Source organism: Micromonospora sp. HB375 (assembly GCF_017872985.1).
In the GTDB taxonomy this organism is placed as follows: Bacteria; Actinomycetota; Actinomycetes; order Mycobacteriales; family Micromonosporaceae; genus Micromonospora; species Micromonospora chalcea.
The window spans coordinates 1,830,571-1,857,485 of the sequence record NZ_JAGGJO010000001.1 but is presented as its reverse complement, the minus strand read 5'-3'; the positions used below and the strand labels follow the sequence as shown (position 1 = coordinate 1,857,485).

Annotated in this window: 19 protein-coding genes; 11 read left to right on the top strand and 8 right to left on the bottom strand. The window is 67.9% G+C overall.

Annotated features, from left to right (window positions below):
* Positions 1 to 526: 526 nt before the first annotated feature.
* The 5 genes from J3R08_RS08795 to J3R08_RS08775 all read left to right on the top strand — a co-directional run bounded on the left by J3R08_RS08795 (position 527) and on the right by J3R08_RS08775 (position 6,849).
* Positions 527 to 1,840, top strand: coding sequence for a PepSY domain-containing protein (locus tag J3R08_RS08795; protein WP_209964090.1), 1,314 nt, complete (start codon positions 527 to 529; stop codon positions 1,838 to 1,840).
* Positions 1,841 to 2,598: 758 nt separating this feature from the next.
* Positions 2,599 to 3,303: a tryptophan 2,3-dioxygenase family protein gene (locus tag J3R08_RS08790; protein WP_209960697.1), complete on the top strand. Its 705-nt coding sequence runs from the start codon at positions 2,599 to 2,601 to the stop codon at positions 3,301 to 3,303.
* Positions 3,304 to 3,361: 58 nt separating this feature from the next.
* Positions 3,362 to 4,642 (top strand): tryptophan 2,3-dioxygenase family protein, encoded by a 1,281-nt coding sequence (locus J3R08_RS08785; RefSeq protein WP_245254694.1) that lies wholly within the window; start codon positions 3,362 to 3,364, stop codon positions 4,640 to 4,642.
* A complete protein-coding gene (locus J3R08_RS08780; protein WP_209960692.1) occupies positions 4,643 to 5,821 on the top strand; it encodes an aminotransferase class V-fold PLP-dependent enzyme in 1,179 nt (392 codons plus the stop codon).
* A complete protein-coding gene (locus J3R08_RS08775) occupies positions 5,818 to 6,849 on the top strand; it encodes a methyltransferase (RefSeq protein WP_209960690.1) in 1,032 nt (343 codons plus the stop codon). Before J3R08_RS08780 ends, J3R08_RS08775 begins: the two co-directional genes overlap by 4 nt.
* A gap of 214 nt (positions 6,850 to 7,063) precedes the next feature.
* Here J3R08_RS08775 and J3R08_RS08770 read toward each other — a convergent pair whose 3' ends face one another.
* A complete protein-coding gene (locus tag J3R08_RS08770) occupies positions 7,064 to 7,594 on the bottom strand; it encodes a hypothetical protein (RefSeq protein WP_047890634.1) in 531 nt (176 codons plus the stop codon).
* 108 nt (positions 7,595 to 7,702) lie between these two features.
* Between J3R08_RS08770 and J3R08_RS08765 the strand changes: the two genes are divergently transcribed.
* Both J3R08_RS08765 and J3R08_RS08760 read left to right on the top strand, forming a co-directional pair.
* Positions 7,703 to 8,218 carry a helix-turn-helix domain-containing protein gene (locus tag J3R08_RS08765; RefSeq protein WP_082931185.1) on the top strand — a complete coding sequence of 172 codons (516 nt, stop codon included), beginning with the start codon at positions 7,703 to 7,705 and terminating at the stop codon, positions 8,216 to 8,218.
* Between the two features lie 503 nt (positions 8,219 to 8,721).
* Complete coding sequence (locus J3R08_RS08760) at positions 8,722 to 9,816, top strand: hypothetical protein (RefSeq protein WP_157539195.1); 1,095 nt, start codon at positions 8,722 to 8,724, stop codon at positions 9,814 to 9,816.
* 238 nt (positions 9,817 to 10,054) lie between these two features.
* On the opposite strand, the gene J3R08_RS08755 is transcribed toward J3R08_RS08760, so the two are convergent.
* The gene (locus J3R08_RS08755; RefSeq protein ID WP_064448773.1) at positions 10,055 to 11,434 is read right to left on the bottom strand and encodes a helix-turn-helix domain-containing protein; all 1,380 of its coding nucleotides are present in this window, start codon (positions 11,432 to 11,434) and stop codon (positions 10,055 to 10,057) included.
* 1,829 nt (positions 11,435 to 13,263) lie between these two features.
* On the opposite strand from J3R08_RS08755, the gene J3R08_RS08750 reads away from it, so the two are divergent.
* Positions 13,264 to 13,647, top strand: a complete 384-nt coding sequence (locus J3R08_RS08750) for a hypothetical protein (protein WP_209960688.1) — start codon at positions 13,264 to 13,266, stop codon at positions 13,645 to 13,647.
* Between the two features lie 1,303 nt (positions 13,648 to 14,950).
* Here J3R08_RS08750 and J3R08_RS08745 read toward each other — a convergent pair.
* The gene (locus J3R08_RS08745; RefSeq protein ID WP_280841873.1) at positions 14,951 to 16,171 is read right to left on the bottom strand and encodes a DUF4041 domain-containing protein; all 1,221 of its coding nucleotides are present in this window, start codon (positions 16,169 to 16,171) and stop codon (positions 14,951 to 14,953) included.
* A 961-nt stretch (positions 16,172 to 17,132) separates the two neighbouring features.
* On the opposite strand from J3R08_RS08745, the gene J3R08_RS08740 reads away from it, so the two are divergent.
* From J3R08_RS08740 to J3R08_RS08730, 3 genes are read left to right on the top strand one after another with little or no spacing between them, the layout of a single operon-like run.
* Complete coding sequence (locus J3R08_RS08740) at positions 17,133 to 17,507, top strand: hypothetical protein (RefSeq protein WP_209960685.1); 375 nt, start codon at positions 17,133 to 17,135, stop codon at positions 17,505 to 17,507.
* 13 nt (positions 17,508 to 17,520) lie between these two features.
* Positions 17,521 to 19,530, top strand: a complete 2,010-nt coding sequence (locus tag J3R08_RS08735) for a hypothetical protein (protein WP_209960683.1) — start codon at positions 17,521 to 17,523, stop codon at positions 19,528 to 19,530.
* Positions 19,531 to 19,559: 29 nt separating this feature from the next.
* Positions 19,560 to 20,222: a YdcF family protein gene (locus J3R08_RS08730; RefSeq protein ID WP_209960682.1), complete on the top strand. Its 663-nt coding sequence runs from the start codon at positions 19,560 to 19,562 to the stop codon at positions 20,220 to 20,222.
* A 674-nt stretch (positions 20,223 to 20,896) separates the two neighbouring features.
* On the opposite strand, the gene J3R08_RS08725 is transcribed toward J3R08_RS08730, so the two are convergent.
* From J3R08_RS08725 to J3R08_RS08705, 5 genes are all read right to left on the bottom strand, one after another.
* Positions 20,897 to 23,455, bottom strand: a complete 2,559-nt coding sequence (locus tag J3R08_RS08725) for a tetratricopeptide repeat protein (protein WP_209960679.1) — start codon at positions 23,453 to 23,455, stop codon at positions 20,897 to 20,899.
* 597 nt (positions 23,456 to 24,052) lie between these two features.
* Entirely contained in the window at positions 24,053 to 25,189 is a 1,137-nt protein-coding gene (locus J3R08_RS08720; protein WP_209960677.1) for a site-specific integrase, read from the bottom strand.
* A gap of 63 nt (positions 25,190 to 25,252) precedes the next feature.
* Positions 25,253 to 25,555 carry a helix-turn-helix domain-containing protein gene (locus J3R08_RS32645; protein ID WP_209960675.1) on the bottom strand — a complete coding sequence of 101 codons (303 nt, stop codon included), beginning with the start codon at positions 25,553 to 25,555 and terminating at the stop codon, positions 25,253 to 25,255.
* A gap of 80 nt (positions 25,556 to 25,635) precedes the next feature.
* Positions 25,636 to 26,118: a hypothetical protein gene (locus J3R08_RS32640; protein ID WP_280841872.1), complete on the bottom strand. Its 483-nt coding sequence runs from the start codon at positions 26,116 to 26,118 to the stop codon at positions 25,636 to 25,638.
* 148 nt (positions 26,119 to 26,266) lie between these two features.
* Positions 26,267 to 26,812, bottom strand: coding sequence for a DNA cytosine methyltransferase (locus tag J3R08_RS08705; RefSeq protein ID WP_069089489.1), 546 nt, complete (start codon positions 26,810 to 26,812; stop codon positions 26,267 to 26,269).
* Positions 26,813 to 26,915 lie beyond the last annotated feature (103 nt).

The window sequence follows — 26,915 nt, the reverse complement described above, 5'->3', positions numbered from 1 at the left end:
GGCGGTTGGTCGAGCCGATGCTCATGCTCTGGCCTGCGAACGATGGCGTCGCCAGACGGCAACAACCCCCCGATGTGAGCCCGATCATCGATGCACGAGCACCCTATCCGACTGGGGAGTCGAGGAGAACTGGAGCGCTCCGGGTACGCGCTGCCCTCGAACCGGCGGCGTTCGCCACCGGTCTGGGTGTCGTGACCGCACCGCACGGCCGGCGCGTCCCGGCCGGACGGGGCAGGTCCGGCCGGGGGTCACCACGGGTTCGCCGGCGCCACCAGCAGCAGGCCGGTCGCGGGCAGCCCGGTGGTACCGCCCGTGGTACGGCCCGCCGTTGTCGCGCCGGCCTGCCGGGGCCGGTTGGCCTCACCCGGCTCGACGGCGTGCCCACGCTCGTCGTCTTCTGATCGTCCGCGGCCGTGGGCCGCTCTGCCTGCTCGGCTCCCCGCTCGCGCCTGTCCAACGTGTGTCATGCCGACTCGACTGTGAGGATGATCGGGTGCTGCCCGGTGCTCGGGTCTGACTCCTCCTCCTGGTCGCCGCCCTGACCGGCCTGGCGTACACCATCACCCCACAGCTGGACCAGGCCCTCTACGGCGACCAGCTGGCCGTGGCCGCCGTCGGCGACCAGCCGACGACCCTCGCCCAACAGGTCACCGCCGCACGGGCCGCGCACCCCGACGGCACCATCGCCACCGTGGCGCCCGGCACCGGCGACCGGACCACCCGGGTGGTGTTCTCGCTCGAGAAACTCGGCGACAAGCAGCACACCGTCTACGTCGACCCGTACACCGGCGAGGTCACCGGGCAGCTCACCACCTGGTTCGGCTCCACCCCGGCCACCACCTGGCTCGACGACCTGCACCGCAATCTGCACCTCGGTGAGATCGGCCGGCACTACTCGGAAATCGCCGCCAGTTGGCTGTGGGTCCTCGTGCTCGGCGGCGTCATCCTGTGGTGGCGCCGTCGCAGCGCCACCCGCGCCCGGACGACACACCTGCTCATACCGGACCTGAGCGCCCGCAAGGGAGTCCGGCGTACGCGGGGCTGGCACGCCACCACCGGTGTCTGGCTCGCGGTCGGCCTGCTGTTCCTCTCCGCCACCGGCTTGACCTGGTCCCGGTACGCCGGCGCGAATTTCGGCGCCGGCCTGGACGTCCTGCGCGCCGGCACTCCGGAACTGTCCACCACCCTCGACGGCGTGCCCCCGCCCGCTAGTGGTGGTGGGCACCAGCACGGTGGGGCGGTGACCGGCACGGCGGACAATCCGGCGTCCTTCGACATCGTCCTGGCCTCCGCGCGCGGCGCCGGACTCTCGGGGCCGGTGGAGATCAGCCCTGCCGCGGAGTCCGGCCAGGCATGGACCGTCGCCCAGGTCGACAACACCTGGCCGGTCGCGAAGGACCGGATCTCTGTGGACCCCACCACCGGCGGGGTCACCGACCGCAGCGACTTCGCCGACTGGCCGCTCCTCGCGCGGCTCAGCAGCCTCGGCATTCAAGCCCACATGGGAATCCTGTTCGGCCCGGTCAATCAGATCCTGCTCGCCGCGCTCGCTCTCGGCCTGCTCTGCGTCATCGTCTGGGGCTACCGCATGTGGTGGCAGCGCCGCCCCACCCGCGCCGGTCGCCGCGCACCGCTCGGCGCGCCGCCCGCCCGAGGTGGGGTCCGCGGGCTTCCGTGGTGGGCGCTGCCGCTCGGTGGACCGGTCACCGTGGCACTCGGTTGGGCACTGCCCTGGTTCGGCGTCACTCTGCTCGGCTTCCTCTTCATCGACATCGCCCTCGGCATGCTCACCCGTCGGCGCGGTCGGCCGATACCCGTCTCACCCGCCCCCGGCCGGTAGCTGACCCCGCACAGCTGTCCGGCCGCCACCGCTGCGGGGCGGCCGGACAGCGGTGGTCGCGTGTCGGTCAGCGGGGCCGGGAGCCGGTCACCGGCGGAATGGCCCGGTGATCTCCGAACCGCTCTGTCCGGTGGTCCGCACGAAGACCGAGATCTTGTCGTCGGGCGTGATCATGCAGATCTCCATGTTCCGGCAGTAACAGCAGGGGTCGGCGCGGCACGGACTGCCCGATCCCTCCGGGCGTGCAGGACCCCTTCGGCGGCTCGGTGCGGGCGACAGCGCCGGACGTGACGGTCCACGCCGTCGTGGTCGTGCCGTTCTCGGCCGTCGGCCGGTAGCGCCCAGACTCGACGGGGAGTTCATAGGTGGCACCGCGAATCCGGCTCCTGCCGCGCCGGCCCTAACCTCGACGAGCACCAGCGCCCGAAGGCCCGGTGAGCACCTGGCCCAGCCAGAGCAGGTCCACCTCGCGGCTGATCAGCAGGGGCGCCGCCACCCCGCCCGCGCCCGAGCCGGCCACATCGCAGCCTTTCCCCGGCTGCATCGGTGGACGGCCTGCCGACCCACCGCACACGTACGGCCAAATCTCGCCCTGCCCAGCCTGACCGTTTTCAAGGGCGGAAAGGAGGTTTTACGCTCTCAGATCGATCGGGTTGAGATATAGCACATTGTCGTTTGCCGTTGCATAATGTCCGCTGCACGCATGGTCGCACCATCGGTTTCCGATGCAGCGACGTCGACCGAAGGGAACCGATTCCGTGAAGCAGGGCCACTCACCTGTGCTGCCTGGCGACGGCGCCACGGACTATGCGCGCTACATGCGACTGAACACGCTGCTCGCCCTGCAACGGCGGCCGGACGAGATGATGCACCGCGACGAGTTGCTCTTCCAGGTGGTGCACCAGTCCACCGAGTTGTGGCTGAAGCTCGTCGCCGCCGAGTTGGCCGAGGCGGTCACCCGGCTGCGCGTCGGCGAGCTGGCGGTGACCGAGTCGCTGCTAACTCGGGCGACGTTGGGGATCCGGCTGGTCACCGACCAGCTGGAGATGTTCCGGCACCTGTCCCCGGCCGACTTCCAGGCCATGCAACCGGCGCTGGGTAAGGGATCCGGGGCCGAGTCACCCGGATGGCGGCAGGTCCACGCTATGAGCCGGCAGCTCGGCCGGGCGTTCGCCGAGCACCTCGAAGTCCGAGGAATTGAACCGGCCGCACTGGGTCGGCCGGATCCCGCCGACCCCGTCCAGCGGCTCGCCGAGGCGCTCATAGAGTGGGACGAGCGGGTGTCGCTGTGGCGTATGCGGCACTACCGGGTCGCTCTGCGCGTCGGGGGCCACGATCCCGGCGGCGCCGAGGCGACGATGCTCGCCAAGCTCGTCGGGCACCGGTTCTTCCCTGCACTGTGGCGGGCCCGCCTGAAGCCCTCCGACGGATCCGCTAACGAATCACAGGCCGACCAACGTTGACAATCCTCGTTCACCAGTAATTGTCAATTTTTCCTCACCCACCTGCGTAGCGACCGAAATGTCGAGGTGCGGTTTCGTGCGCGAACTGACGAGTTGGCTGTCCGGCGGCGGTCAGACCTGCCGTTTTCCGTACTCCGCCGTGCTGGCGGAGTTTCACCGGGTCGGTAAACACTTCGTCGAAAAGGAAGTGCTGGCTTTGCTCGACCAGGCCCGTACGCAGCTGACGGTGCCGGCGACCGCGCGGGAGCCGCAGGCCCGGCTGCTGGGTGACTTCCTCGACGTCGCGCTCGATAAGTGGGACGGCCGGTACGACTACCGCAGCTATCTTGCGCTGCGGCTGCTCCGGCTGCCCGGCGGGGGCGACGTCGCCGGCCCGTTCGGTGCGCGACGGGACCGGGACCGGCTCCTCGTTCGCCTGGTCGCCGACGTGCTGGCCTTCGAGTTGACCGCCGCCTCCGGTGCCACCGACCTGCTGCCCGAGCGGCGCCCGAGCCGGGACGTGGTGTCCAAGCGCTACCGGCTCGGCGTGCGGGCCGTGTCACCCGCTCTCGCCCGGCTGGGCATCGCCGGGATGGTCCCCGGCCGGGAAGCTGTGGCGACCCCGGACGAGCTGCGGGCCGTCGCCGCCGACGCTGATCCCGCCGGCGAGTTGGTCCTGCGGCTGAGCATGCTGCCGGTCCATGTGTCGCACGACGAGTACCTGTTCATCCGGGTGCTCCAGTCGTACGAATGTCTCTTCGCGGGGGTCGCCGAGGAGTTGCGCGCCACCGTCGCCGCCCTGACCGCCGGCCAGGCGGGGCGGGCGGCCGCACGGCTGGTGTACGCCCGACAGCAGCTCACCGCCGCCGGGCCGCTGTTCGCGCTGCTGGCGACGATGCAGCCGGAGGCGTTCCGGACGTTCCGGGAGTACACCGCGGGGGCCAGCGCCATCCAGTCCCGCTCCTACAAGCTCATGGAGTCGCTGTGCCGCACACCCGAGGGGTCGCGGTTGGATTCGGCCGCGTACCACCAGGTCCCGGAGGTGCGCGAGCTGGTGCACGCCGGCCAGCCGTCGATCGACGACGCGTTCCGGGCGGCGGTGCGTGACGGCCTGCTCGCCGCGCCCGAAGGCGGGCGGGTCGAGGAGGAGATGCGGTCGTTCGCCGCCGCGGTATTCCAGTGGCGGCGCACGCACTACCGGCTCGCGACCCGGATGCTCGGCCCGCGGGCCGGCACCGGCTACACGGAGGGCACGCCCTATCTGGCCGCCGTCCGATCCATCCCGGTCTTCACCTCCGTCGCCTGCGAGCCCCGCCCCCCGTCCCCCGTCCCCTATCGAGCCGACCAGAGGCAGCCCTGAGTGAGCCCACCGCACCGGAACTCCGACCTCGATACGCCCGAGTGCCTCGACGCCAGCGCGCACGCCGCGCTGCGCGCCGAGTTCCCCGTGCTGAGCACCGGCGTCTACCTGAACAACAACTCGACGGGCGCGGTGCCGCGGGGCGCGGAACAGGTGCTCACCGGCTACTGGCGGACGCTGCGGAACTGGCGGGACGAGGTCTGGCAGGACTGGCACGCCGGCCTCGACCGGTACGCCGACTCCGTCGCCGCGTTCATCGGCGCACCGGCGGGCAGCGTGGTCACCGACGCGAACCTGAGCACGCTGCTCGCCCGGGTGGCGTCCTGTTTCGACTATCGTCCGCCGCGGAACCGGATCGTCGCCACCGATCTGGAGTATCCGACGGTGCCGTTCATCTGGAACGCGTTCCGTCGGTACGGCGCCCGGCTCGACGTGGTCGGCTCGGGCGGCCCGCGGTTCGACGAGGAGGGCGTCGAGGCACGGATCGACGAACGCACGCTGCTGGTGTGCATCCCGCACGCCAGCTTTTCCTCGGGGGCCACCGTCGACCTGCCCCGGCTGGTGTGGCGCGCCCACGACGTCGGCGCGCTGGTGGTCGTTGATGCCTTCCAGAGCGTAGGGGTCATGCCGATGGACGTGACGGCGCTCGGCGTCGACGTGGTTCTCGGCGGCGCGCACAAGTGGCTCTGCGGAGTCGGCACTGCCTTCCTCTACGTACGCCCGGGTCTGGTGCCGCAGCTAGAGCCGGCGGCGACCGGCTGGCAGGCCGGTGACCGGGCCTTCACATTCCAGCCGTCGACAGGCTGGGCCGGCGGGGCCCGACGGTTCGCCGGCGGGACGCCGTTCCCCCTGACCTCGTTGATCTCCCAGGTCGGCCTGGATCTGCTGGCCGGGGTGGGTGCCGGCGCGATTCGGAGGCACTCGCTCGCCTGCACCCAGCGGATCCTGGAGCGGGCCGCGGCGGCTGGCATCGACGTGGTCAGCCCGACCGAGCCGCACCGGCGCGGTGGCGTCGTGTGCCTGGACGTCGCCGACGGCGAGGCGGTCAAGCGGCGGCTGGTCGCGCGCGACATGGTCTGCAGCTGGCGGGGCTACCTGCGGGTCGGCCCGCACGTCTACAACACCCTCGACGAGATCGACACGTTCATGGACGCCCTGGAAGAGGAGCTGGAACGGTGAAGGTCACGCTGTCCTCACGCGCGCTGATGAGTCTGCTCGCCAACGGGCCGAAGGCCATGGACGTGCTGGAAACCGCGCTCGGCACGGGTCTGCTCGACGCCTTGGAGCCCGGGCCGGCGAGCCTCGGTGAGCTGGCCGCCCGTTTCGACGTGCGGCCGCTGCGGCTCTACAAGTTCCTCGACTGCTTGGAAAGCCTCGGTGTCGTTGAGCGCAGCGAGCCAGGTGACGACATCGCGATGGCAACGTACCGTGCGGTACCCGGCCTCCGGGATGCCGTCATGGCGGTCGTCGGCCCCGGTGCTGTCGAACGTGACCGGGACCGTTACCCCTGGCGGTTGCTGCACGGCCGGCTGGCCGAGAGCCTGCGCGGCGAGGTGAGCATGAGCGACGACGACTTCGCCTGGCCTCCGAAGACCGACGAACAGACCGCCGACTTCGAGCGCAGCATGGCCGTCGGTCTCGGTCCGGTGATCGAGACGATGCATCGCAACGCCAGCCGGCTGTGGTCGGACCGGCGCCGTCTGCTGGACATCGGCGGGGGTGACGGCACGCTCGCCGCGCACATCCTCGACGACGTGCCTGGGTTACGGATCGACGTGTACAACCTGCCGGCCGTGGCTCCGCTGGTGGAGGCGACCCGGACCCGCACCGGGCATGTCGACAGGCTGGGTTTCGTCGGCGGCGACTTCTTCGCCGAGCCGCTGCCCTCGGGCTACGACGCCATGGCGTTCGTCCGGGTGCTGCACGATTGGCCGAACGACGTCGCCCGCCGGCTGGTCGAGAAGGCGTACGCGGCCCTCGAACCGGGCGGGCTGCTGGTGATCTGCGAGGAGTTCCGCACCCCAGACCGCCTGGCGATGCAGTTCTTCTGGAGCTACTTCCTCATCGGGGTCGACAGTTGCGTCAGTCGGCTGCGGGAGGTGGAGTTCTACACCAGTCTGCTCAAGGAGGTCGGCTTCGACCGGGTGGCCGTGCTGCCCGGCGGCTGGGAGCTGGTCTGCGGGCACAAACCGGTGGCCGAAGCGTGACCCGCCCAGCCGGCGTGACGGTGCGGGCGTGGCCGCACCCGCCGCAAGTCGTCCCGGGCTCACCGTTGCCGGCCGGCGCGCCCGTCCCTGCGGCCGTGACGGCCGATCCGTCCGCCGCATCGGCGCGGAGCTCGGTGTAGCGCACCGCCCACCGTTTCGCCGTCGGTCAGACACGTCCAAGCGCTGTGCGGCACCAGCGACTCCGGCGATACACCTAGGTGAGCGCGTGCACCAGTGCGGTCGCCGCTCCGGCCAGGAGGGCCACACCTGTGCCGGCACCGACGACGGCGCTGGGGGTGAAGTCGCACCGTCGGGCGACAGGGACGCTGACGAGCGCGACCAGGGTGACGAGCGCGGCCCAGATCGCGAGGGCCGGATACCCCAGAAGCGGCGCTAGGGGGAAGAAGTGCAGGCCGACTATCAGGGCGATCCAAACCGGAACCAGGGAGGTGCGGCCGGCGCGCCGGAGCCAGATCGCGCCGACGGCACAGAGGACCACCTCGATCAGGACGATCACCCCGAAGACCGGCCCCGTCCTCTCGTCCACGGAACTGCCCTTGTCCCAGGTGCGTGCGGTGACGATGCCGCCGATGATCGCTGCGACCAGAGACAACACCGAACCGATGCCGAGCCACGGACGCCACGCCTTGGGCGGTGCCTCCTGCGCCCAGCCGAACCAGACGATCCCGAAGACCCCGAAAATCGCGGCGGTGGCCGCGGCGTTGGCCGCGAATTCAGCATCCATCGGCGCAGTCTAGTGCCCCGTCTTTGAACGTTGATCGTGCAATCCATCGGTTCTGAGGACGGATCGGGCAGGCTGTCTCCCAGCACTCGTCAGGGGAGGTGGTGGCCGGTGGGTAGACGGCCGGAGGTGTTCGTCCGGCAGGTGTCGATGGCCGAGGGTCAACGGTTGCAGCGGATCACCCGCACGGCGAAGGACCCGGTGAAGCTGCGTAGGGCGATCGTGGTGCTGATGTCCGCCCAGGGCCAGCCGGCCCCGGACATCGCCCACCTGCTCAAGGCCACCGAGGACTACGTGCGGGACGTGATCCACGCGTTCAACGAGCGGGGGTTCGACGCGCTGGACCCAAAATGGAACGGGGGCGCACCGAGACGGATCGATGAGCAGACCCGTGACTGGATCTGCGTCATCGCCCGGTGCGACCCCCGGTTCCTCGGCCGACCGTTCTCGTGCTGGTCCCTGGCCAAGCTGCGCGACTACCTGATCGACGCCGGCTACGTGGCGACGATCAGCGCCGAGACCATTCGGCGGATCCTGCACGAGCGTGGCGTGTCGTGGCAGGCAACCAAGACGTGGAAGGCCAGCAACGACCCCGACTTCACGTACAGGACGCTGCACCGACTCTGACCTGCGGAAACGAGAAGATGCAGGCAGGGATGGGTGCAGTTGCATGCGGTCGGGTGCCGTTCGGTGCGGTTGACGGCCGTTCAGTGCACCCTGTTGCTCCCAACCTGCTCCCCCGATCCCGGGCCCGTGACCGGGCTGCCGCAGCCAGGGCGAGACGGGCCGTCCTACAGGTCGTTCGTCAGATACCGTGGCCGCTTACCCGAGCGGCCCTGGCTGGCGTCGGCGCCTGGCCAGCCACCGTGGGCTCAGTCGCTCCCGACCCCCTCTCACAGCCCGCTCATCAACCGCACATGCTCAGGAATGCCACCCCCTATCAGCGGCAGACCCGAATGCCAGCGCCTGCCACCGACGATGCCGCTGATGATGGGGGTCGTACAGAAAGTCAGGGACCTTGTCGGAACCCTAGCTCAGGTCAAGACATCCGCAGGGTGTACCGGCATACTTGCCTGATGTCGAGGACCGCGGCCCACCGACGGGCAACTGCGGCACTAGTCGCTCTCTCCGTGCTGGTTGCCGCAGCGCTGGCGATTGTCACGAACTATGCCACCGAGTTGCAGCCTTCCTGGCTCAAGGATCGCCCAGCGGCAACCTGGAGTGTTCTGCTGGTTCTTGTCGTCCTGAGCGCGTGGCTGACAATGAGCTTAGCAAATACCGACGGATCCGCAGGCGGGGCACCGAAGCGCCAGTGGCTAATATTTCACCACCGCAACGCGCGATTGGTGCGCTGTCTCGCTTGCGGCAAGGACCGCATCGGGACCCTCCAGGCGGGTGAGAGTGGTTCCTGGAAATGCGAGAAATGCGGACGAACGTCGATCGTCAGCGTGGATTCGTCAGCACGGCTGACGATCGAGACTTCTGCCTACGGCAAGGTCCGAATCACGCAGCGGGCCTCGTTCCGCGGCCTGCTGACCAAGGTCTATCAGACCGAAGTGCTGGAGCAGCCGGATTCGATAGCTAACGCCCATCGCGACGCCGCCGACAGACCAGGCGCAACATCCATCAGCCTCGCTATCGATGGGATGTACAAACGCGAGTTCCGGACGGCCTTCGTTAGAGGGCTGCTGCGCGACCGCAGGAGGAGCGTTGTCCTCTGGAGCGTCGCCCTTGCCTTCCTAGTACCGTGGGGACGGCCGCATAGCCTGCTGGAGTTCTCCTGGCACGTGGCGCTGGGCTTCGGGGTCTGTGTCGTCCTTGGTTTCGGCCGCCTCTGGCTTGCTGGCCGGCACACCTTCAACCGATGGACGCGTTCCAGGGAAGCCCTGTACTGCTGGCTTCAGCGCCCCGAGGGCCTCGCCTTGGCCGTGGTGATGGGACCATCTCCCTGGCACTTCGAGGCGCTTCGTGTTCTTGGCGGCCGGGAGGCTCGGATGCTGAGCGTCGAGCTCATGATTGACGTATGCCGTTACGCTGACCGTAACGAACTGACGCTATCAATTCACGCCAGTGACCCGGATTGGCTGATCGAAGAAATGCGATTCAAGCGAGTACCCGAACAGTTAAAGCCTGGCTTCACCACCTTGGCAAGGGAGCCATCCAGCAAAGTGCCGGGATCGAGGGACGGCCGCTCGAAGAAAAAACGAGCGAAAGGATCAAGGTAGGAAGCCAACGGCCACGTCCGGCAGGGTGACCATCTGCCGCAACGGTGCGATATTCGACTGAAAACATGCCATCTTGATTCATTGACACAGTCATGCGGATCTCGGCGAAACCGATCCGCCCGTCTTCCGACACCCGGCCGGTCGTGAACGCGTCGGTCACGGCCACGACGTGCTCTACCCTCCGCCAGTCGCGCAAGCGTCGCCTCGACGCTGCGCCCGGGGCTTCGTGGGGTGGCGATCAGATGCCTTCCTCGGTCACCTCGATGCCGTACGCCTCGGCCCACTGGACGATCTCGGACTGGCGGCTGGAATTCCAGTAACTTCGGCGGATCCGACCGTCCCGCGTCAGCTGGCCCATCTCCGGTACGCCGAACGCCTGGCCCAGCTCGTCCAGCAGCAGTGCCGCAGCTTCGATGAGAGCTGGGCCGGGCTGCGCCAGGTCGTCGACGGCGGCAGCGGCTTCGGCCGGGTCGACCCTGACCTGGTACTGCTCGCCAGTGCGGGTCTCCCCCATGCCGTAGAAGCGGGTGTGGCCGATCGTGGTTGGCCGCGATTCTCCAACCGGATGCAGCTGGGCCCGGATCAGGGCGGTGCCGCCGGCTGCGGCCCGGTCGCGAGCGTGCCGACCGAGCTGGAGAAGTCCGGAAACGATACCTGCGGCGATCCCCTCGTCGGTGACCACTTGGCGCCCAGAGTCGTCAGGCTCGCCCCCGCGCTGCGCCGTAGCTCTCCGCGACCCTAGGTTGGAGACCCCCAACGCGAAGGCCCCGGAGCCGTCCGTGTGCAGCTCCAGCGAGACGAACCGGGACTCGGCTGCGTAGTTGCTCGTCCCGTCAGCCAGGAGTCGCCGGCGTCCGACACGCGTCCGGTTGATCCCGACGCCCTCGTTGGTGATAGTCGGCCTGCGCCTGATCTCCATCTCCCAGGCCTTGAACGCGTCCTGGACGATCATGTCGCCGGGCAGGTCGGGCACCAGCGACACAATCACCCAGGCGTAGTTGTCGTCGATGGCGAGCCTGCTGATCGCCTCCCGCTCGACCTCGACGATCCGCTGGCCCTGCCGCTGCGCGCTGGCGAACCGGTTGCGATAGGCGGTGGCGACCTCGGGCTCGGACAGGTAGCGAGTCGTGGCACCGTTGCGTACGGGGAAGCGTAGGCCGTCGTTGATCAGCACGGCGTGCGGTGCGCCAGGGCTGCGGGGTACTGCCACGACGATAAAGCCCTGCTGGGTGTCGTCGTCGCCGGCGCCGGTTGCCGGCTCGGGCACGGTGAGGATATCTACTACCGGCATCGGCGCGACGAGCGACGCGATCGACTGGCGCATCCGGGCCACCTCGGCATCGGAGATGGCGACACCCGGCGCCTTCGTGGCACGGGCTTGGTCGTCCTCCTCGACTCCCAGGATAATTACCCCTCCCCCGGTGTTTGCCAGGGCGGCGACATCTCCTGCGAGCGCCCGCTTCTCCTGGTCCTTCCCGCCGTACAGCGTCTGCTTGAAGTCCAGGTCGAAGGCTTCCTGCACGCCGGCGGTCACCAGCGCGTGGATGTGGTGCGAGGCGAGGGTGTCCAGCGCCGTGCCGAAGATGGACTCTAGGCGCCGAGATCGAAGGGCAACCATGTGTACTTCCTGCCGGGGAGGAGGTTAGAGGACTGCGAGCTATTCTGCCTGGCGCGACCACCTCCGACCCGCACCTTGCCGCGCTGGCCGGCGAGTAAGGGCCGTTCAGTCGGTGCGGCCCGGAAGCACATCGAGCTCCGCCAGATTCCTCCGCTGGCCGCCTAATCTCACCGGGCCGTCGCCGATCGGCTGGAACGGCGCGACGTGTAGGAGACAGGGGCGTGAATAGGGGGAACGTGTCGAGGCTCGAGCGGTCGCCGCGCCGGTGGCGGGGACTGGCAGCGGCTGTCGCTGTCGCCGGCGGGGCGGGACTGGTTGCCGCTCACAGCCCGGCCTGGGCGGTGGGAATCGGAATGGCTGCCGCCGTACTCGCCGCAGCCGCCGAGGTTTTGCGCCGGTAGGCCGCCGCAATGCACCTCGGAAGCGCCAACTGGGTGGAACGGTCAGCTCAGCGGGCGAGCCTGGCGACTTTCCGCATTCCGCACGTGGCGTGCGGTACGGCTCCCAGTGAGGCAGGTCCTCATCGGCGGCACCCGGCCGGCAAGCCGCCTCGTGATCGACGCTGCCCTCCCTTCGCCCGGGTGCCATACTCGGCGACGTGAGCTCGCCGGTGGAAACCTTCGCCGGACTGCTCGATCGCTCCATCCGAGATCGCCGCCCTGGCCATCGACGCTCGGGCCGCCAGTGCTGACGCCTTCGGAAACGCCGAAGTGGTCTCCGTTGAGGAAGCCATGTTCACAGCGTTGCTCGCGGGATCCGGTCTCGGCGGGCGGGAATCCAGACCGACGCCACCAGGATGCAAAGCCAGAGCCGCAGATCGATGCCGCCCGGTCTCGTGATTGGCGTCTCGACGGGCCTCAGGTCGATAGCGGGCACCAGCCAGGCAGGGAGCAGGGAACCCTGACCACTTCGGTCTTCTCTGGGAGGTCACGCTAGGCGCTTGCCCACATCGCCGCAGGTGAAGCCATCCGCTCTTCCCGGCATGGGTGAGCACTTCGGGTGCGGTGACCACTTCGACAACCTGCACCCAATCTGCACCCACCTGTAAGGTGCGAGCCGCCATAAGCCCTTTACCGGCCTGACCTGCGGACACTCCCCCACCAGGCGATATTGAGTGCCGTTGACTGCTGTTCGCTGCCGTTGAGTGCAGTTGTGTGAAACAGGACGCCGCACCGACTCTTACCTGCAAAAACGAGAAGTCGCAGGAAGGGGTGGGTGCCGTTGCGCGCCGTTAGTTGCCGTTCGGTGCAGTTGAAGGCCGTTCAGTGCACCCTGTTGCTCCCAACCTGCTCCCCCGATCCCGGGCTCGTGATCGGGCTGATAGCGGCAGGCTGAACTGAACGGTCCCGCAGGTTGTTCAGCAACGGCTCGTGGCGGTTGCCCCAGCGGCCTGGCCTGGGCGGCGGCGTCCGACCAGCGACCGCTGACCTCAAGCGTTCCCGACCTGCTCCCATTGCCTTACCTTCACCGACCGCCCCCACCGATGGCGCGTCTCGTCAGCGGCACGACAGTGCGCCAAGGCGATCGAACGAGGAAGGAAACCGGTCAACGCCTCCAGGACAAGGTTGAGACACTATGGCGTATGCCTCCTCCGCGCCGGAACCACACTGTTCCGCAACTCTGGCTCAACGCTTTCGCCGTGCGGCCGGACCTGCTCGATGGCGTCGGTCATGCCCTCTAGACCGCCGGAGCAGACCATGAACACGTCCTCGGCACCGCGGCGCATCCGTCGGTGCCACATCGATTGCGCACCGCCCGGGCGCCGGGCGGAATCGAGACGAGACCGGGGAGCTAGACAGATGCCTTCCTGGAGGCCGCGTTGGCGAGCCATGCCCCTGCTGCTGCTCGCGCTGGTTGCCAGCTGCGCGGACCGCAATCCCGCCGAAGAGGCGATATACGGCTCGGCCGATGTCCTATCCCGTGAGGTGGAGGGCGTGCCGGCGTTCCACCGCGGGCAGTTGGGCACGGCCGGGGTCAGCTACCTCCGGGGTGGAATCGAGCGCAGTGGAGACGAGGTCCTGGACTCCGAGATCTCCTCCGGCGAGGAGACGGCCGGTCAGGTCCTCGGCTGGATCGATGCTCGATTCACTCGGCAAGCCCAAGGCGGCTTCCTCGCCAAGGAGGACTTCACCGCGACTCTGTGCCTGCGATTCGAGGTCCGGCACGACTCGACGGGCGGATCGGTCTCGTACCACGAGAAGCCATGCCCCTGACCTGAAAGCGACCCTGAAACCCGCCCTACCTGCCTCGGTCTTGCCTCCCACTCAGCACGCCTCTCGGCTTTCGCCTCGGCCACAGAGAACGCTCAACAGAAGCTGAAGACAGCGTGCCGCGACCTGCTAGGCGAAGAACCCTGGTCCTGACCACGCGGCCGTGCCGTGTCCTGTACCGCGGAACCTTCACGCCCCGGGCTTAATCGCTGGCGGCCTCGGCTCGAACGTGCAACCTGCGCCGCGCAGCGACGTCGGCTCAGTAGTGGGCGTGGACCTACGTCACCGGATGCCCCAGGACGTCACCATCGGCGGCCAGTTCGTCATCGCTGAGGGGTCCCAGTCATGCCGGGCCCAGTTCCGCCATAGGCCAAGACAGCGCCCACGACGGGCCGGTAGTGGCCGCCTATTCGGCTACGCAACGAGAGTGCCGCGAGCCGATCAGCTCGCTGTAGCCTGTCAGGTCACGTCGCATCTCAGCTCGACGTCGCTGGTGACTGGTGGATGGTGGCCGAGGTTTCACGCTGTCTCGTGCCCTGCGCGGCCCTGATGCCCAAGCGGTGGCGCCTCCATCGGCGGATACCTGCCCCGGACATACCCCCGCCCGACACGCCAAGAATCAACTCATTGAACGGTCCTGGCTGGTCGATGCACCTCAAGGCGACCAGGAGGCCGGTCCCTGCCACCATCACGCCTGCGGCCGCCAGCATGACGTACATAGGGAGGCGGGCATGCATGTCACCCAGTAGAGCAGCCCGTCACAGCTCCCGCCAGCTCGCAGACACTGATCTATCGATCGAACCTTCCGGATGCCGCCGACGTGGCAGTCCACGAGCCAGCCACTCCGCTTCCCTTCCTGCAGGCTCCCAAAACGGCTCCCACCAGTACCCCACCGTTCAGCCGCAAGCGCAGATCGCTGCAGACCCTTATAACTCTACGAGCTGTGCACCTCGGGCTAACGACACATCCAACCTGCGTGCCGGGTCACGCGGGCATGCCGGGTAACGCGATCATCACCGCGGTCGACGCAGAGATCGTTCGTCTCGTGATCGATCCAATAGGTCTGTCCAGCGCCGATGAACGTAGGCTGTCGCAGGTAGAACCAGTGATTCACCACGTCAACGAGGATCAGCCGGTCCGCAGTCGCACACTCGACCATCTCACGTCCCCTTCAAGCCATCGCGCCGCGCCGGCTCGGGTCAGCGTACGCCGAGCCACGGTCCCCGAGGTAAACGCTCCCTCATCGTCTATCGATCATCGGCATGCCCGTACCCGGCTTCGAGACACTGCCTATTCCCGCAACGCCCTACATGACCTCCGCCTTAGCCTGGGTCAGGCTCTGGCGGTATTCGAGCGCCTCGGGGACCTCGTCGTACTGCAGCAGGCTGCCGGCCAGCTCGAGCAGGTGTTCCTTGGCCTCTTGTGGCGTGGCGTAGAAGAACTCGCGTCGCTGGTTGACGAGGTTGACTCGGCGGTCGGCCAGGCGGGCGTGCATCTTGGCTTCGATGCCGACGGCGTCGTCGGAGAAGAACAGGGCGTGCACGTCGAAGTTGAAAGGCACGGAGGCATCGCTGAGTTCCTTCACCCGGTCGAGCGGGTCGAGGCGCCGGGTCATGCCGACCTTCACCATCTTCTCCCCGAACGCTCCCAGGTTAGAGATGACGTACACGTAGCCGGCGCGCACGTTGGCGGCCCGGTAGTCCACGTCCTCGATCGCGGTATCGATCTGCGCCAGCCGCTCCTGCATCTGCGCGGCGCCGTCAACATCACCCTTGGCCTGCAGCGCGGCCAGGGCGTTGGCGTAGTGCTGACGCTCCTTGTCCAGACGAGCGCGCTCACGTTCGATCTCCTGCTGAACCCGTCGCTCCTCCCGCAGCCGCGCCTTCTCCCCCCGCTCCCGCCCCTTCTCCTCGGCAACCTTCGCCAGATAGTCAGCCGTAAGCTCCAACTCGCGAACCCGCAGCCGGTGGTAGGCCTCCGAGATGCGGATGTGCATCGTCTTGCCCAGCTTGGCGATAATCGCCGCTACCTTGCCCAGACGCTCCACGGCCGAGTCGAGCTTGTAGGGCTTCAGACCACGGACAAGGTTGTCCGCCTCAGCGTTGTAGGCCCGCAGCATCAGCTTGGAGAAGTCCCGCACCATCACCCGCCCCTCAGCCGCGGACCCGTTCACCGTCCAGCCAGTCGCGGCCAGGACCGCCCCACCTTCCCGCTTGGTCATGCTCTTGATCTGGGCCTGCAGCCCAGCCAGAGCAGCCTGGTAGGCGACCGCATCCGACAGCGGATGCCGATACTCGTAGACGCCGGCCTCCTGCAGCAGCGCCGTCTCCTCAGTCACCACGACCTGCTGACGAAGCTCACGCAACCGGCGATCCAGATCAGCCTTCTGCCCCTGAGCCGCCGCAGCCTGCTCCGCGATCTCCCGCCTCAACCGCTCTCGATACTGCTCCAGCTCGACCGCCGGGAGCACACCAAGACGGTTCATCTCCCCACGGAGCCGCTCCAGCTCCGCCCGCAGCTGCGTCACCTCCGCAGCCAACTCCCGCGCTTTGCCACGGGCCCCGAACAGCGGAATCTCAGACTCATCAGCACGTGGAATCGGGACCGACGCAGGCACGGATGCGGCCGCTCCAGGTGGGGCGGGCGGCTGCTGCGGCGCGACCGGAACCGCCGGCGGCGCTTCGGCAACCCACAGCTGCCACCCCGGCGGCGGAGGCCCCCACGCCGGATCCGGCTTCCACCCAGGACCAGGCACCCAACCCGCCGGCGGCGTCGGCCAATTCGGCGGAGCATTAAAACGGTACGCCACAGATCAATCCCCCACGTGTCACCCATGAACCGCTGACGCTAGCCCCGCAACCACATCTCAACATCGATCACACAGGCAACAAGTCCCACCGACAGGACCCGCCCAGGTGCCCATCCGCTCACCAACAGTCAGGTACCCGACTCAGAAGCGACGCTCCGAACAGGACCCCCAACCGGTAGCCGTAGCCGGGCCAGCGATCGCCCAGGCGCGGGCGCGTTGCTGTCAGCACTGGTGCCATTCGGCGAGAGGACCCGCGCAGGCCCTGCTCCCACGGCGAGTGCCGCAACCTCGGCTATGCCGCCTGGGCGAGGCGTAGATGTGCAGCAGTCCGGTAGCGATCGTTATCCACTGACTCGGACCGACTGCCTACGCCGAGACTCGAACCCTGGCCCCTTCTCGTCGGCCGTTCGCACCGATTCAGTTGACGAACACTGGTAGAGGCCCCGGGGCCTGGCGTCGCACATGATCAGAAAGCGCGCGTGAGGGCCGGCCGGAATCAGCACCAAGACGGCTGACAGCTTTTGCGCCTCTCGGCCAGATGATCGGCGTCGGTCCGCCACTCAGCCGGCGTCGGCACCGACGAGAGCTCGTCGCCGACCGAATGGACCATGTCTACGGAAAGTGTGCATGCGATAGCTTTCCGCTGCACCCTTCCTATCCCTCTAGAGAGGCACGCGGAATGGACCCCCTCACGATTGGCTTCGCGGTAGTAGCTCTTCTCGGCGCCAAGGCGACCGAGGAGTTCGGTACCCAGGCCGGATCCGCGGCATGGCAGGCCGTCCACCGGTTGGGTGAGCTCGTCCGGTCGCGGGTATCGCCGGACGGCGTGCGGGCCGTGGATGCAGTCGCCACCGACGACACTCCGCACCCCCTGGACGGCCTCGCGGAGGAGGTGGCGACGATCGTCGCTACGGACGCGGGATTCAAGGACGCGGTGGAGAAGATGGTGCGAAACGCCGAGCAGGACCGGCGGCTGGCGAACATCGTCGCGGTCGCCCGGGACCATGCCAAACAGATTAACCAGTCCGGCACCATTGGGACGATCAACATGTGAGGTTGAAGTCACCGTGACAACCGGCGATCGTCAATACATCGACGCCGCGGCTACGCATAACGCGCGGCAGGTCAATGTTGTCGGCGAGGTCCACGCCATCAACTTCCCCTCGTCTGATCCGACGCTCGAACGGCTCAGGTCGCAGATCGGCAGCGCTATCAGCGTCCAGTACAATGCCCTGACCAATCGCGGCCTCCTCAGCGTCCCGTGGGTCCAACAGGAAGGGCGCGTGGACGTTCCGCGGCCGGCCCTAAACGACGAGACGGCGCTGGTCAACTTCGTCGCGAATGGGGGCAGTCTCCTCATCTTCGGTGAGTCCCAGTCCGGCAAGACCACCCTGGCAACCCGGCTGGCTGTAGAACTCGCTCGTGACGATCAACGGCTCCCGGTCATGTTTCCGCTGGCCAGGTGGCCTGCCGGCCGGGTCCGGCTGAGAGAATGGATGATCGATGTCATCCGGGGCGACTACGGCGTCAACGACGGGCCGGGCCTAGAGGTGGCCCGACACGCTCTCCACAGCGGCATGCTCGTCCCGATCTTTGACGGGTTCGATGAAATCGAGGACAGCAGGCGTGCGGCGGCGGTCCAGGAGATCGACTTCTTCTGGCGGGGCCGGTCGGCGGTGCTCACCAGTATCCCGGAGCACAATGGCGCAGGACCTCGGGCCGCCCTGCGTTACGCCGAAAGCATCGTGCTGGCGCCGATCGCACCTGGTGAGGTCGGCCGCTATCTGCGGGACGAAGCGCGGTCTTCGGACCCGACGCAATGGGATGACGTCCTGCGCCGACTGACATCGGATGCCCAGTCCCCCCTGGGCATCGCGCTCTCCTCGCCGCTGATGAGCTGGCTTGCCAAGAGCATCTACGACCCGGCCGAGTCCGACCGTCCATCTACGGCACACCCTGGCCCAATGGAGTTGTTACGGACGGACCTTGCCACCAGCGAGGCGGTCGAGGAGCACCTGCTTGGCAGTCTTGTCCGCTCGGTCTTTCCGAGGACCGCCTTGAGCTGGCGCGCTTCGGACTCACCTGCCGACATCTTCACGGTGCCAGATGCCGAGCGATGGTTGCACCATCTGAGTCGCTACTCGGGTGTCATCGGATTCTGGGAAATTGCACGACATGCGCCGCTGAATTTGCTGGCAGTGCTCCCAGCAGCGACCATTGGTGCGCTGCTCGGCACCGCCGGGCGCATCGTCCCCCTGGCTGTGGCGCCGGCGTTTCTCGTCATCTGGGCCGGCCTCTTCTTCGGCTTCGGCTTCGCGCGCGGCTATGCCATCGGACGAGCGACCGATGGCGAGGACCTAGGCCGGCCGGGCTACGAACTCGACGTCGACCAACGCAGGCGTCTGGCCACCTCTCCTCGACGCACGCGCCAGCGGCGGCGGATCCAGAAAGACGGTGACCTGCGATACCACACCCGGCGGCTGGTCGCGGCACTGCCGTTCGTGGCTGTGTCCTATAGCGGCTGTCTGGTGGCCGTCTCTATAGCCGACGACCAGCCAGCGTGGCTGCTAGGTCAGCAGCCGGCCGGGTTCTGGACCGGGGTGGTCTTGGCCACCGTTGCCGCGCCCACGGTTGCCTTCGTTGGCGCGCTAGTGGCCGCCCACGTGCTGAGGGCAAAACCCGAGCTGGACTCCACCACCGGCGCACGAGCCGCCGACCCGTTGGGAGCCATCCACGGCGACCGCCGGTCGGGGATCGGACTGCTGGTGCTAGCGACCATCACCCTCAGCGTCGGCTACCTGGTATATGACGCCGTCGCGCTGCCCGACGAGGCGCGTTGGGGGCTCCTGGCCGCGCCGATGGGTGGGCTGATTGCGATGACGTACTGGAACGTCTGGGTCCGCTACAAGGCCGCCCACATCTGGTTGGCCTCCTTCAACCGCCTGCCATGGCGGCTCGTGACGTTCCTTCGCGCGTGCCACAACGGGGGCATCCTCCGCAAGCGCGGCAACTACTACGACTTCCGCCATCAACGGTTGCGCCAGCGGCTGGCGAGGGAAACGCCCCATGCCTGGTGAACGATGGCCGATGGTGTGAAATAGTGAACATGGAGTTCCACGTCCTCGCCGGCACACTAGGCTTGACGCTCGACGACGTCAGCCACCTTCTCGTACCCGGTCGGGGGCGCGCAGCTTCCGGTATCGAGCTCACGCCCGGAGGCATCGACCGCGTGCGGACGGCTGCTCTCCTGTACCAGGTGGTCGCGGTTCGGGGCGGCCGGATCGTATGTTCGGGTTACAAGTCCCCTGCAGACAACGGCGGACGGCCCTGGTCGCCGCCCGACTGCCCACAGGAGTCGTTCCTCGGGGTTCCCGAAGCGGACCTCATGCGGCGTGAACTCCTACGGATGGGTGTGCCCGAGCTGGCGGTAAGGGTCGAGCGACACTCGATCGACACCGTGACCAACTTCTTGCGATCGGAACTCGAGGGCCACTTCGGCGACGGTGCGCCGGTAGCGATCGTGGCGCAGCGGGGACATCTGCGCCGGATGTTGTCGATCATCGCGCCCCGCACCCTCCGGCGACCCTACCTTGGGGTGGTGGTTCCAGAACCAGAAGTGACATCGGAAAGCCGGGTGGCCGGGCTCGTGAGTCAGCTCGTGCTCGCCGGACTGCCGCAGGAGCCGGAGCGGGCGGTGCGCATTGCAACTGATCGTGCGACGCGCCTCTGGCGGGTGGTGCGCGCAGCCGGCGTACGCAATTATCCGTGAGCTGACTCCGAGCCGTGGATAGCGCATCCAACAACAGCTGTACGCCCCCGAGCCGCGTTGGCGACGCCAGATGTAGCGTTCCAGGTTCTGTCCCACGGCGAAAGAGCGGGCTGTCGCGGCCGGCACTGGGAGCCGCTCGGCGTAGCGCGATATCGGCTCATCCAAGCCCGCGGGCTGCGGCGGGCGGCGATGGCGCTCGCGGTGGTACGAGGCGGCCAGTTCGCACAGGTGCGGCTGCCTCGGCTGACCAACTCGGCGTGTATGAAGGGCTGATCATGGCATCGGCCCCAGGCACGGCTAGCCGGTGTACGGGTAGATCATTTTGGGAGGCCGTTCTCCCGCGCGAAGTAGGCCGCGGCCCGGCGCGGGATCTCGTTTTCCACCTCCAGGCGCCGCTTCTCCTTGCGCAGCGCCGCGAGCTCTTTGCGCTCGTCGCTCGTCAGGCCCTCGCACGTGCCGTCGTCGGTGTCGGCCTGGGTCAGCCAGTTGCGCAGGCACGACTCGGAGATCCGAGATCCTTGGCGATCTCCCGGGTCGGCTGGTTTCGCAGCCGGGCCAACTCGACGGCGCGCTGACGAAACTCCGGCGGGTGTGGTGCGGGCATCCGAACTCCTCCCTCGGTGCCACGGTCGGTCGCCGGTCGCGAGGTGCCCGGTTAACTTCGCTGTGCCCCTTCACACTTCGCGATACTCGGCCTCAGCCTCGGAGTAACGGCCCTGGCTATTTAAACGTTGGCGAGCCCGAGTGCGCAGGGTGTCAGGGTGCTCCGCACCGAGGACCCGCGTCTGGACGGCAAGCACTTCTCGGTACTCGATCTCAGCTTCGGCGTGACGGCCCTGACCATCCAAAACGTTGGCCAACCCGTAGCGGGTGCCTAGGGTGTCAGGGTGCTCCGCACCGAGGACCCGGGTGAAGGCAGCCAACACCTCGCGATACTCGATCTCAGCCTCGGCATAACGGCCCTGACTATCCAAAACGTTAGCGAGCCCGTAGCGGGCGCCTAGGGCGTGAGGGTGCTCCGCACCGAGGACCCGCGTCTGGATGGCAAGCACTTCTCGGTACTCGATCTCAGCTTCGGCGTGACGGCCCTGACCATCCAAAACGTTAGCGAGCCCGTGGCGAGGGCCCGGGGTGTCAGGGTGCTCCGCACCGAGGACCCGGGTGAGTGCGACCAACACTTCGCGATACTCGATCTCAGCCTCGGCATAACGGCCCTGACTATCCAAAACGTTGGCTAACCCGTGGCGGAGGCGCAGGGTGTCGGGATGCTCCGCACCGAGAACCCGGGTGAAGGCAGCCAACACTTCGCGATACTCGATCTCAGCCTCGGCATAACGGCCCTGACCATCCAAAACGTTGGCCAACCCGTAGCGGGTGCGCAGGGTATCAGGATGCTCCGCACCGAGGACCCGCGTCTGGATGGCAAGCACTTCGCGATACTCGATCTCAGCCTCGGCGTAACGGCCCTGTCTATGCAAAACGGTGGCGAACCCGAGGTGGGGGCGCAGGGTGTCGGGATGCTCCGCACCGAGAACCCGGGTGAAGGCAGCCAACACCTCGCGATACTCGATCTCAGCCTCGGCATAACGGCCCTGACTATCCAAAACGTTGGCCAAGCCGTGGCGGAGGCGCAGGGTGTCGGGATGCTCCGCACCGAGAACCCGGCTGGAGGCAACCAACACCTCGCAGTACTCGATCTCAGCCTCGGCATAACGGCCCTGACTATCCAAAACGTTGGCCAACCCGTAGCGGGTGCGCAGGGTATCAGGATGCTCCGCACCGAGGACCCGCGTCTGGATGGCAAGCACTTCGCGATACTCGATCTCAGCCTCGGCGTAACGGCCCTGACTGTGCAAGGCGCTGGCGAGGGTGTGGCGGACCTGCAGAGTGTGTAGATCGTTTGTATCAACATCTGGATGATCAAGGTAAAGGCGCAGGAAGCATCTTGTGGTGGCGGCCAACACGTGTTGCTTCATGGGGGCGGGGATCAGGTCGTACAGCTGCTGAATCTGCGCGGCGGTCAGCGCATGTGTGCTATCGGCCGCCAAGTACCCCGCGATTAACGCGTCGAAGGGTGTTTGCATCTGGCTCGCCACCCTGATTGCCGCGGTGAGCATTGGTACCGGATCATGGCGCAACAGCATGGCAACAGCCGGCAGTGCGGCACTCGTGTGGGCCGACGCTCGACTAAGCAGGGTCAGGACCCGCCTAGCGCGGCTCTGGTCACCGCTCGTGGCCCCGCTCAAGACCGCAGCCATGGTCGGGGTGCCGATAAGCAGGTCGGTGACATAGCGTTCCAGCAACACCGCTGGTAGGCGCGGCGCCAGCCAGTCCGGCTCCTGCTGTCGGTACAGCCCACGCAGCCACTCAGCCAGCCGCCCTGCCTCCCTATCCGGTTCACCTGCGCGGACAAGCCCTGGCAACCGAGCCAGCATCTGCCGCGCCGTCGCCGCATCCGGCGCACCGACTAGCGCTGCCAGCGCCACCGCCTGCCCGAACACTTCCTGCGGTAAAGCGTTGACTCCTGCCCCCCGGGCCGTCGCTAGCCACCGTTTCTGCTCCACCGCAAACACTCCGGCCACGGTCGCAGCAGCATCGACCTGCCCGCTCGCGGCCGTCACTGCGGCCCACGCCGCGCCGGCATGCAACAACGCGATTGATGGCGGTGGCAGCACCGGCACCCAGACCGCCGTCGGCACCGGCTCCCCCTTCGGGGTGAAGTGTCGAAGCGCCTGGGCAAACATCTGGCGCTGCGCCTTCTCGTCACCCACTATGGGCGGCACCGTCACCTGAGCCCGGAACGGCAGCTCCGACACCACATCACTCGACAACCCCCGCCGGATCACCGGCCACCACACTGCATCGACCCGGCTGGCCACTACCAGTCGGACCTCTGACGCAGCAAGCGTCGCCCATGCGGTCACTGCCGCCGTCACATCATCGCGCGTCTCGGCATCGTCCAATACCAACACCACCGAACCACCCAGACCCGCAGCCGCCGCTACCGCTTCCGCTCCACACCCCCGCCGAGCCCATCCCCACCGAGCAGCACTCCGACCCGCCGCCTCCACCAGCAGTCGCGTCTTGCCCACCCCCGCCGGCCCGTCGACGTAAAGCACTCGCTCCACTACGTCGCCCTGGCCGTCCGCCCAGCGCAAGATCCGCCGCAGCAGTGGATCGTGCAACACGCTGTAGGGGACCAATGCCCGGCCGGCCGACAGCAACGCCAGCACAGCGGCGTCGTCGACGCCAGCTCGATCTCCGCCCTCTACGCTGGCCAGTGTCACCGCCCGCCACGCAGCCTCCCGCGCCAAGAGCTCACCCCGGCGCTGCCACAACACGCCCCCATACAGACCAGCGGCACCAGACACTGCACCCAAGGCCGCAGCCACAAACCACGGCACAAAGTTCGCCAATGCGGCCGTCACGCCAGCCGCAACCAGCAAACCGGCGCCCACCACCATCAGGCCCCGCCGCCCCAGCCGATCAGGGCCCCGACCAACAGCCACAACAACCTCCCCGCAGCAAACCGCCAATCGATACACTGCGCCTCACCGCCCCGGCAAACATCCATCAACAGAGCAGACATTCACAACCAGCAGTGAACGCCGCGGCCTTCCGGACATGCCTGTGAGTACCAGCGGCTATATCAGCCACCGTCTGATCCGTAGACCTTGTAAAGGCGTTCGGGTGAGGGTAGTGCTCGAGGTCAGCGGGGCCTGGTGAGCCGCTCCTCTGACAGTCGCGGTCGGCGTCTTGGCTCTGTGGCCGCGGTCATTTAGGAGGGTCAGTGCTCCGAGGCCGGGCAGTGTGTCGCCTTGGCGGCGTGATCAGGCGACCGGTCGGAGGTGCCGTAGCGTGCTGTTGGGGCGGTCGGGTTGGGTTGTCTCCCAGCGTTTCTGCAGCGCGTCGACAAGGTTGGTGATCATGGGTTCGGTGACGTGGCTGTAGATGCCTCTGACTCCGGCGAGGCGGTGGCCGAGCCGCCGGGCCTGGGCGATCTCGGGGATGCCGTCTTCGATGAGCCAGGTTTTGTGGGTGTGGCGTAGGTCGTGGAAGTGCATGCCGGGCAGGATCGGCGGGATGTCTCGTTGGGGGTCGCCGGTGAGGGCGGGGGTCCAGGCGCGGCGGTTGAAGTTGGAGCGGCGTTGGTGGTGGCCGCGGGCGCCGGGGAAGACGGTGTGGTGGGGGTGTTCGGCGAGGTGGGTGGCGAGGAGGTTGGTGAGGAAGCGGGGTAGTCGGATGTGGCGGACGGAGTCGTTGGTTTTGGGTGGGCCGAGGTACAGCTTGCCTTCGACTTCGTGCAGGGCGCCGGTGTCGGGGTGGACGTAGATGCTGCCGAGGGTGAGGTCGAGGTTGTCTCGGTGCAGGCCGGCGAGTTCGCCCCAGCGCATGCCGGTGTAGGCGGCGGTGAGGATCATGAGGCCGTCGGATGGGCGGGTTTGGCGGGCGACGATGGCGGCGACTTGTTCGGCGGTGGCGTGGGGTCGTTCGGCGCGGATGCCTTTGGGGATGCGGATTCCTCGGCAGGGGTTGAAGGGGATCCGGCGGTCTTCGACGGCTTCTTGCAGAACCATCGACAGGACCATGATCACGTCGGCGACGGATCGGGGTGCGAGGCGTTTGCCGAGGGCGACGGCGAGGGTCTTGATGTGTTGGCGGCGGATGTCGACCAGGGGCAGGGGGCCGAGGGTGGGCAGGATGTGCAGTCGTAGGTGGCTGCGGTAGGCGGCCCAGGTCGCGGGGGACGCCTGGTGGGTGGACTCCCAGATGGGCACCCATTCGGCGAGGGGGATCCGTCCGCCGCGGGGGTCGATGAAGGTGTCGCGGGCGACTTCGACGTCGATTTCTTTGGCGCGGATGACGGCGTCGGCGCGCCGGTCATGGGTCGAGTCGGTGGTGACGGTGCCGTCGGTCATGCGGAGGCGGACGCGGAACTTCATGCCGCGTTGTTCCACCCAGGCCATGGGTTACTCCATTCGGTGCGGGTGCGGTGCGTCGGTGATGGACGCGTGACTTCGCGGGTTGGGTCAAGTCGGCGCTGGCGGGTGGCGGCGCCGGTGGGTGCGCCGGCCGGTGGCCGGTTCGGCGGAGGCGGCGATGAGGGCGGCGAGGTCGGCGGCGGAGAAGCGCAGGTGTTTGCCGAGGAAGGTGCAGGGGATTTGGCGGCGCCCGGCGCGGCGGCGTAGCCAGGATTCCGGGATGCGCAGCAGCGCTGCGGCTTCGGCTGGTGTGTAGAGGCGGGGTTCCTGCTCGTCGTGGTGTCCTGTCGCGTGGGCGGGTGTGGGTGACGGCGGTGGGCGTCGTCGGGGGCGGTGCGGGTTGTCGCGCACGGTGGGCTCCTCGCAGGCGCGGGTGGGGCGGGCTCTTCGCGGGCGGATGCCTGGTCGGCTTGCGAAGAGCCCGCGGGTGGTCAGTGGTGGCGGCACAGCAGAAGGCGCAGGGCGGTCGCCGCTTGGGCGGGGACGACGCCGTTGCCAAGGACGCGCAACGCGCCGGTGCGTGGGAGATCGAGGGTGGGGTCGGTGACCCAGTTGGCGGGTAGGCCCATGAGCCATTCCACGAACGGCGGTGCGAGCACGGGCTTGCCGTGCTGGCCGGGTTGGGTGGGCGCGGGAACGGGACGGCCGATCAGAAGCTCCCAGCGTGCGATCGCCGGGGCGTAGATCTGCCACGTGGTCTCGTCGGGTCTTCCGAGCGCGTCGCTGCTGAGCTGGGCGGGGGCGGTGCGTAGGTCGGGGTCCTCGTCGCCATGGTGGCCGGCGCTTCCCGTGTAGGAGGTTCGGGGCTTCGATAGGCCAGGCACCAGAGACGGCAGGGGGACGTCCTCGTGGGAGCCACATTGTCCGGGGCAATCCTTCTGCCTGTCCGTCACGCGCGGCGTGGGGAGGAGCACCTGTGACAGCGGCGGTCGGAAACCGTCACCTGCGCGGCGGCCGGGGGTGCCGGTGTCGCTCGCGGGTGGGGTCGGCAACAGCTGGTGGCGGATGCCGCTCGAGGCGACGACGTCGGGCAGACCGCGCTGGTGCCCGGGTCCTTTGCCGTCACGGGCACAGGGCGTCGGCAGCGTTCGTATCTCTTCTCCCCTCTCCGGTGGTGGCGAGCAGGAACAGCCGGTCCCGTCGATGCGGGGCGCCGATGTCGGATGCGCGTAGGCATAGCCAGCTCGTGTCGTACCCGAGCGCGGCCAGGTCGGCGTGGACGACGTCGAGTCCGCGTGTGCGGAGGGCGGCGACGTTTTCCACAAAGACGACGGGCGGTCGAAGAGCGCGAACAGCGTGAGCGACGCTTGTCCACAGGTTGCTGTGGACACCGGTGATGCCGGCGCGTTTGCCGGCGTTGGAGATGTCTTGGCAGGGGAAGCCTGCGGTGAGGATGTCGACGGGTGGCACGTCGGTCCAGTCGATGGTGCGGATGTCCCCGAGGTTGGGCACGTCGGGCCAGTGGTGGGCGCAGACGGTGGCGGCATGCCGGTCGGTTTCGGCGTACCAGGTGAGCTGGCCGCCGAGCACCAGCTCGACGGCCATGTCGAGGCCGCCGTATCCGGTGCACAGGGATCCGATGCGCGGTGCGGGTCGGTGGTCAATCACGCACCTCCGCCGCGTCGAACTGCGAGGGCTCACCGCGCGCGGCCAACAGCAGACGGCAGCAGCTGTACAGTCCCGCCGCGCGACTCGGGTGGCGGTGGGTAGG

What these genes read in the sequence shown, in the direction of transcription:
- J3R08_RS08740 (WP_209960685.1), top strand. Translation starts at nt 17,133, where the DNA reads ATGGACCCCCTCACGATTGGCTTCGCGGTAGTAGCTCTTCTCGGCGCC.
- J3R08_RS08730 (WP_209960682.1), top strand. Translation starts at nt 19,560, where the DNA reads ATGGAGTTCCACGTCCTCGCCGGCACACTAGGCTTGACGCTCGACGAC.
- J3R08_RS08770 (WP_047890634.1), bottom strand. Translation starts at nt 7,594, where the DNA reads ATGGATGCTGAATTCGCGGCCAACGCCGCGGCCACCGCCGCGATTTTC.
- J3R08_RS08720 (WP_209960677.1), bottom strand. Translation starts at nt 25,189, where the DNA reads ATGGCCTGGGTGGAACAACGCGGCATGAAGTTCCGCGTCCGCCTCCGC.
- J3R08_RS08750 (WP_209960688.1), top strand. Translation starts at nt 13,264, where the DNA reads ATGCCCCTGCTGCTGCTCGCGCTGGTTGCCAGCTGCGCGGACCGCAAT.
- J3R08_RS08785 (WP_245254694.1), top strand. Translation starts at nt 3,362, where the DNA reads ATGTCGAGGTGCGGTTTCGTGCGCGAACTGACGAGTTGGCTGTCCGGC.
- J3R08_RS08755 (WP_064448773.1), bottom strand. Translation starts at nt 11,434, where the DNA reads ATGGTTGCCCTTCGATCTCGGCGCCTAGAGTCCATCTTCGGCACGGCG.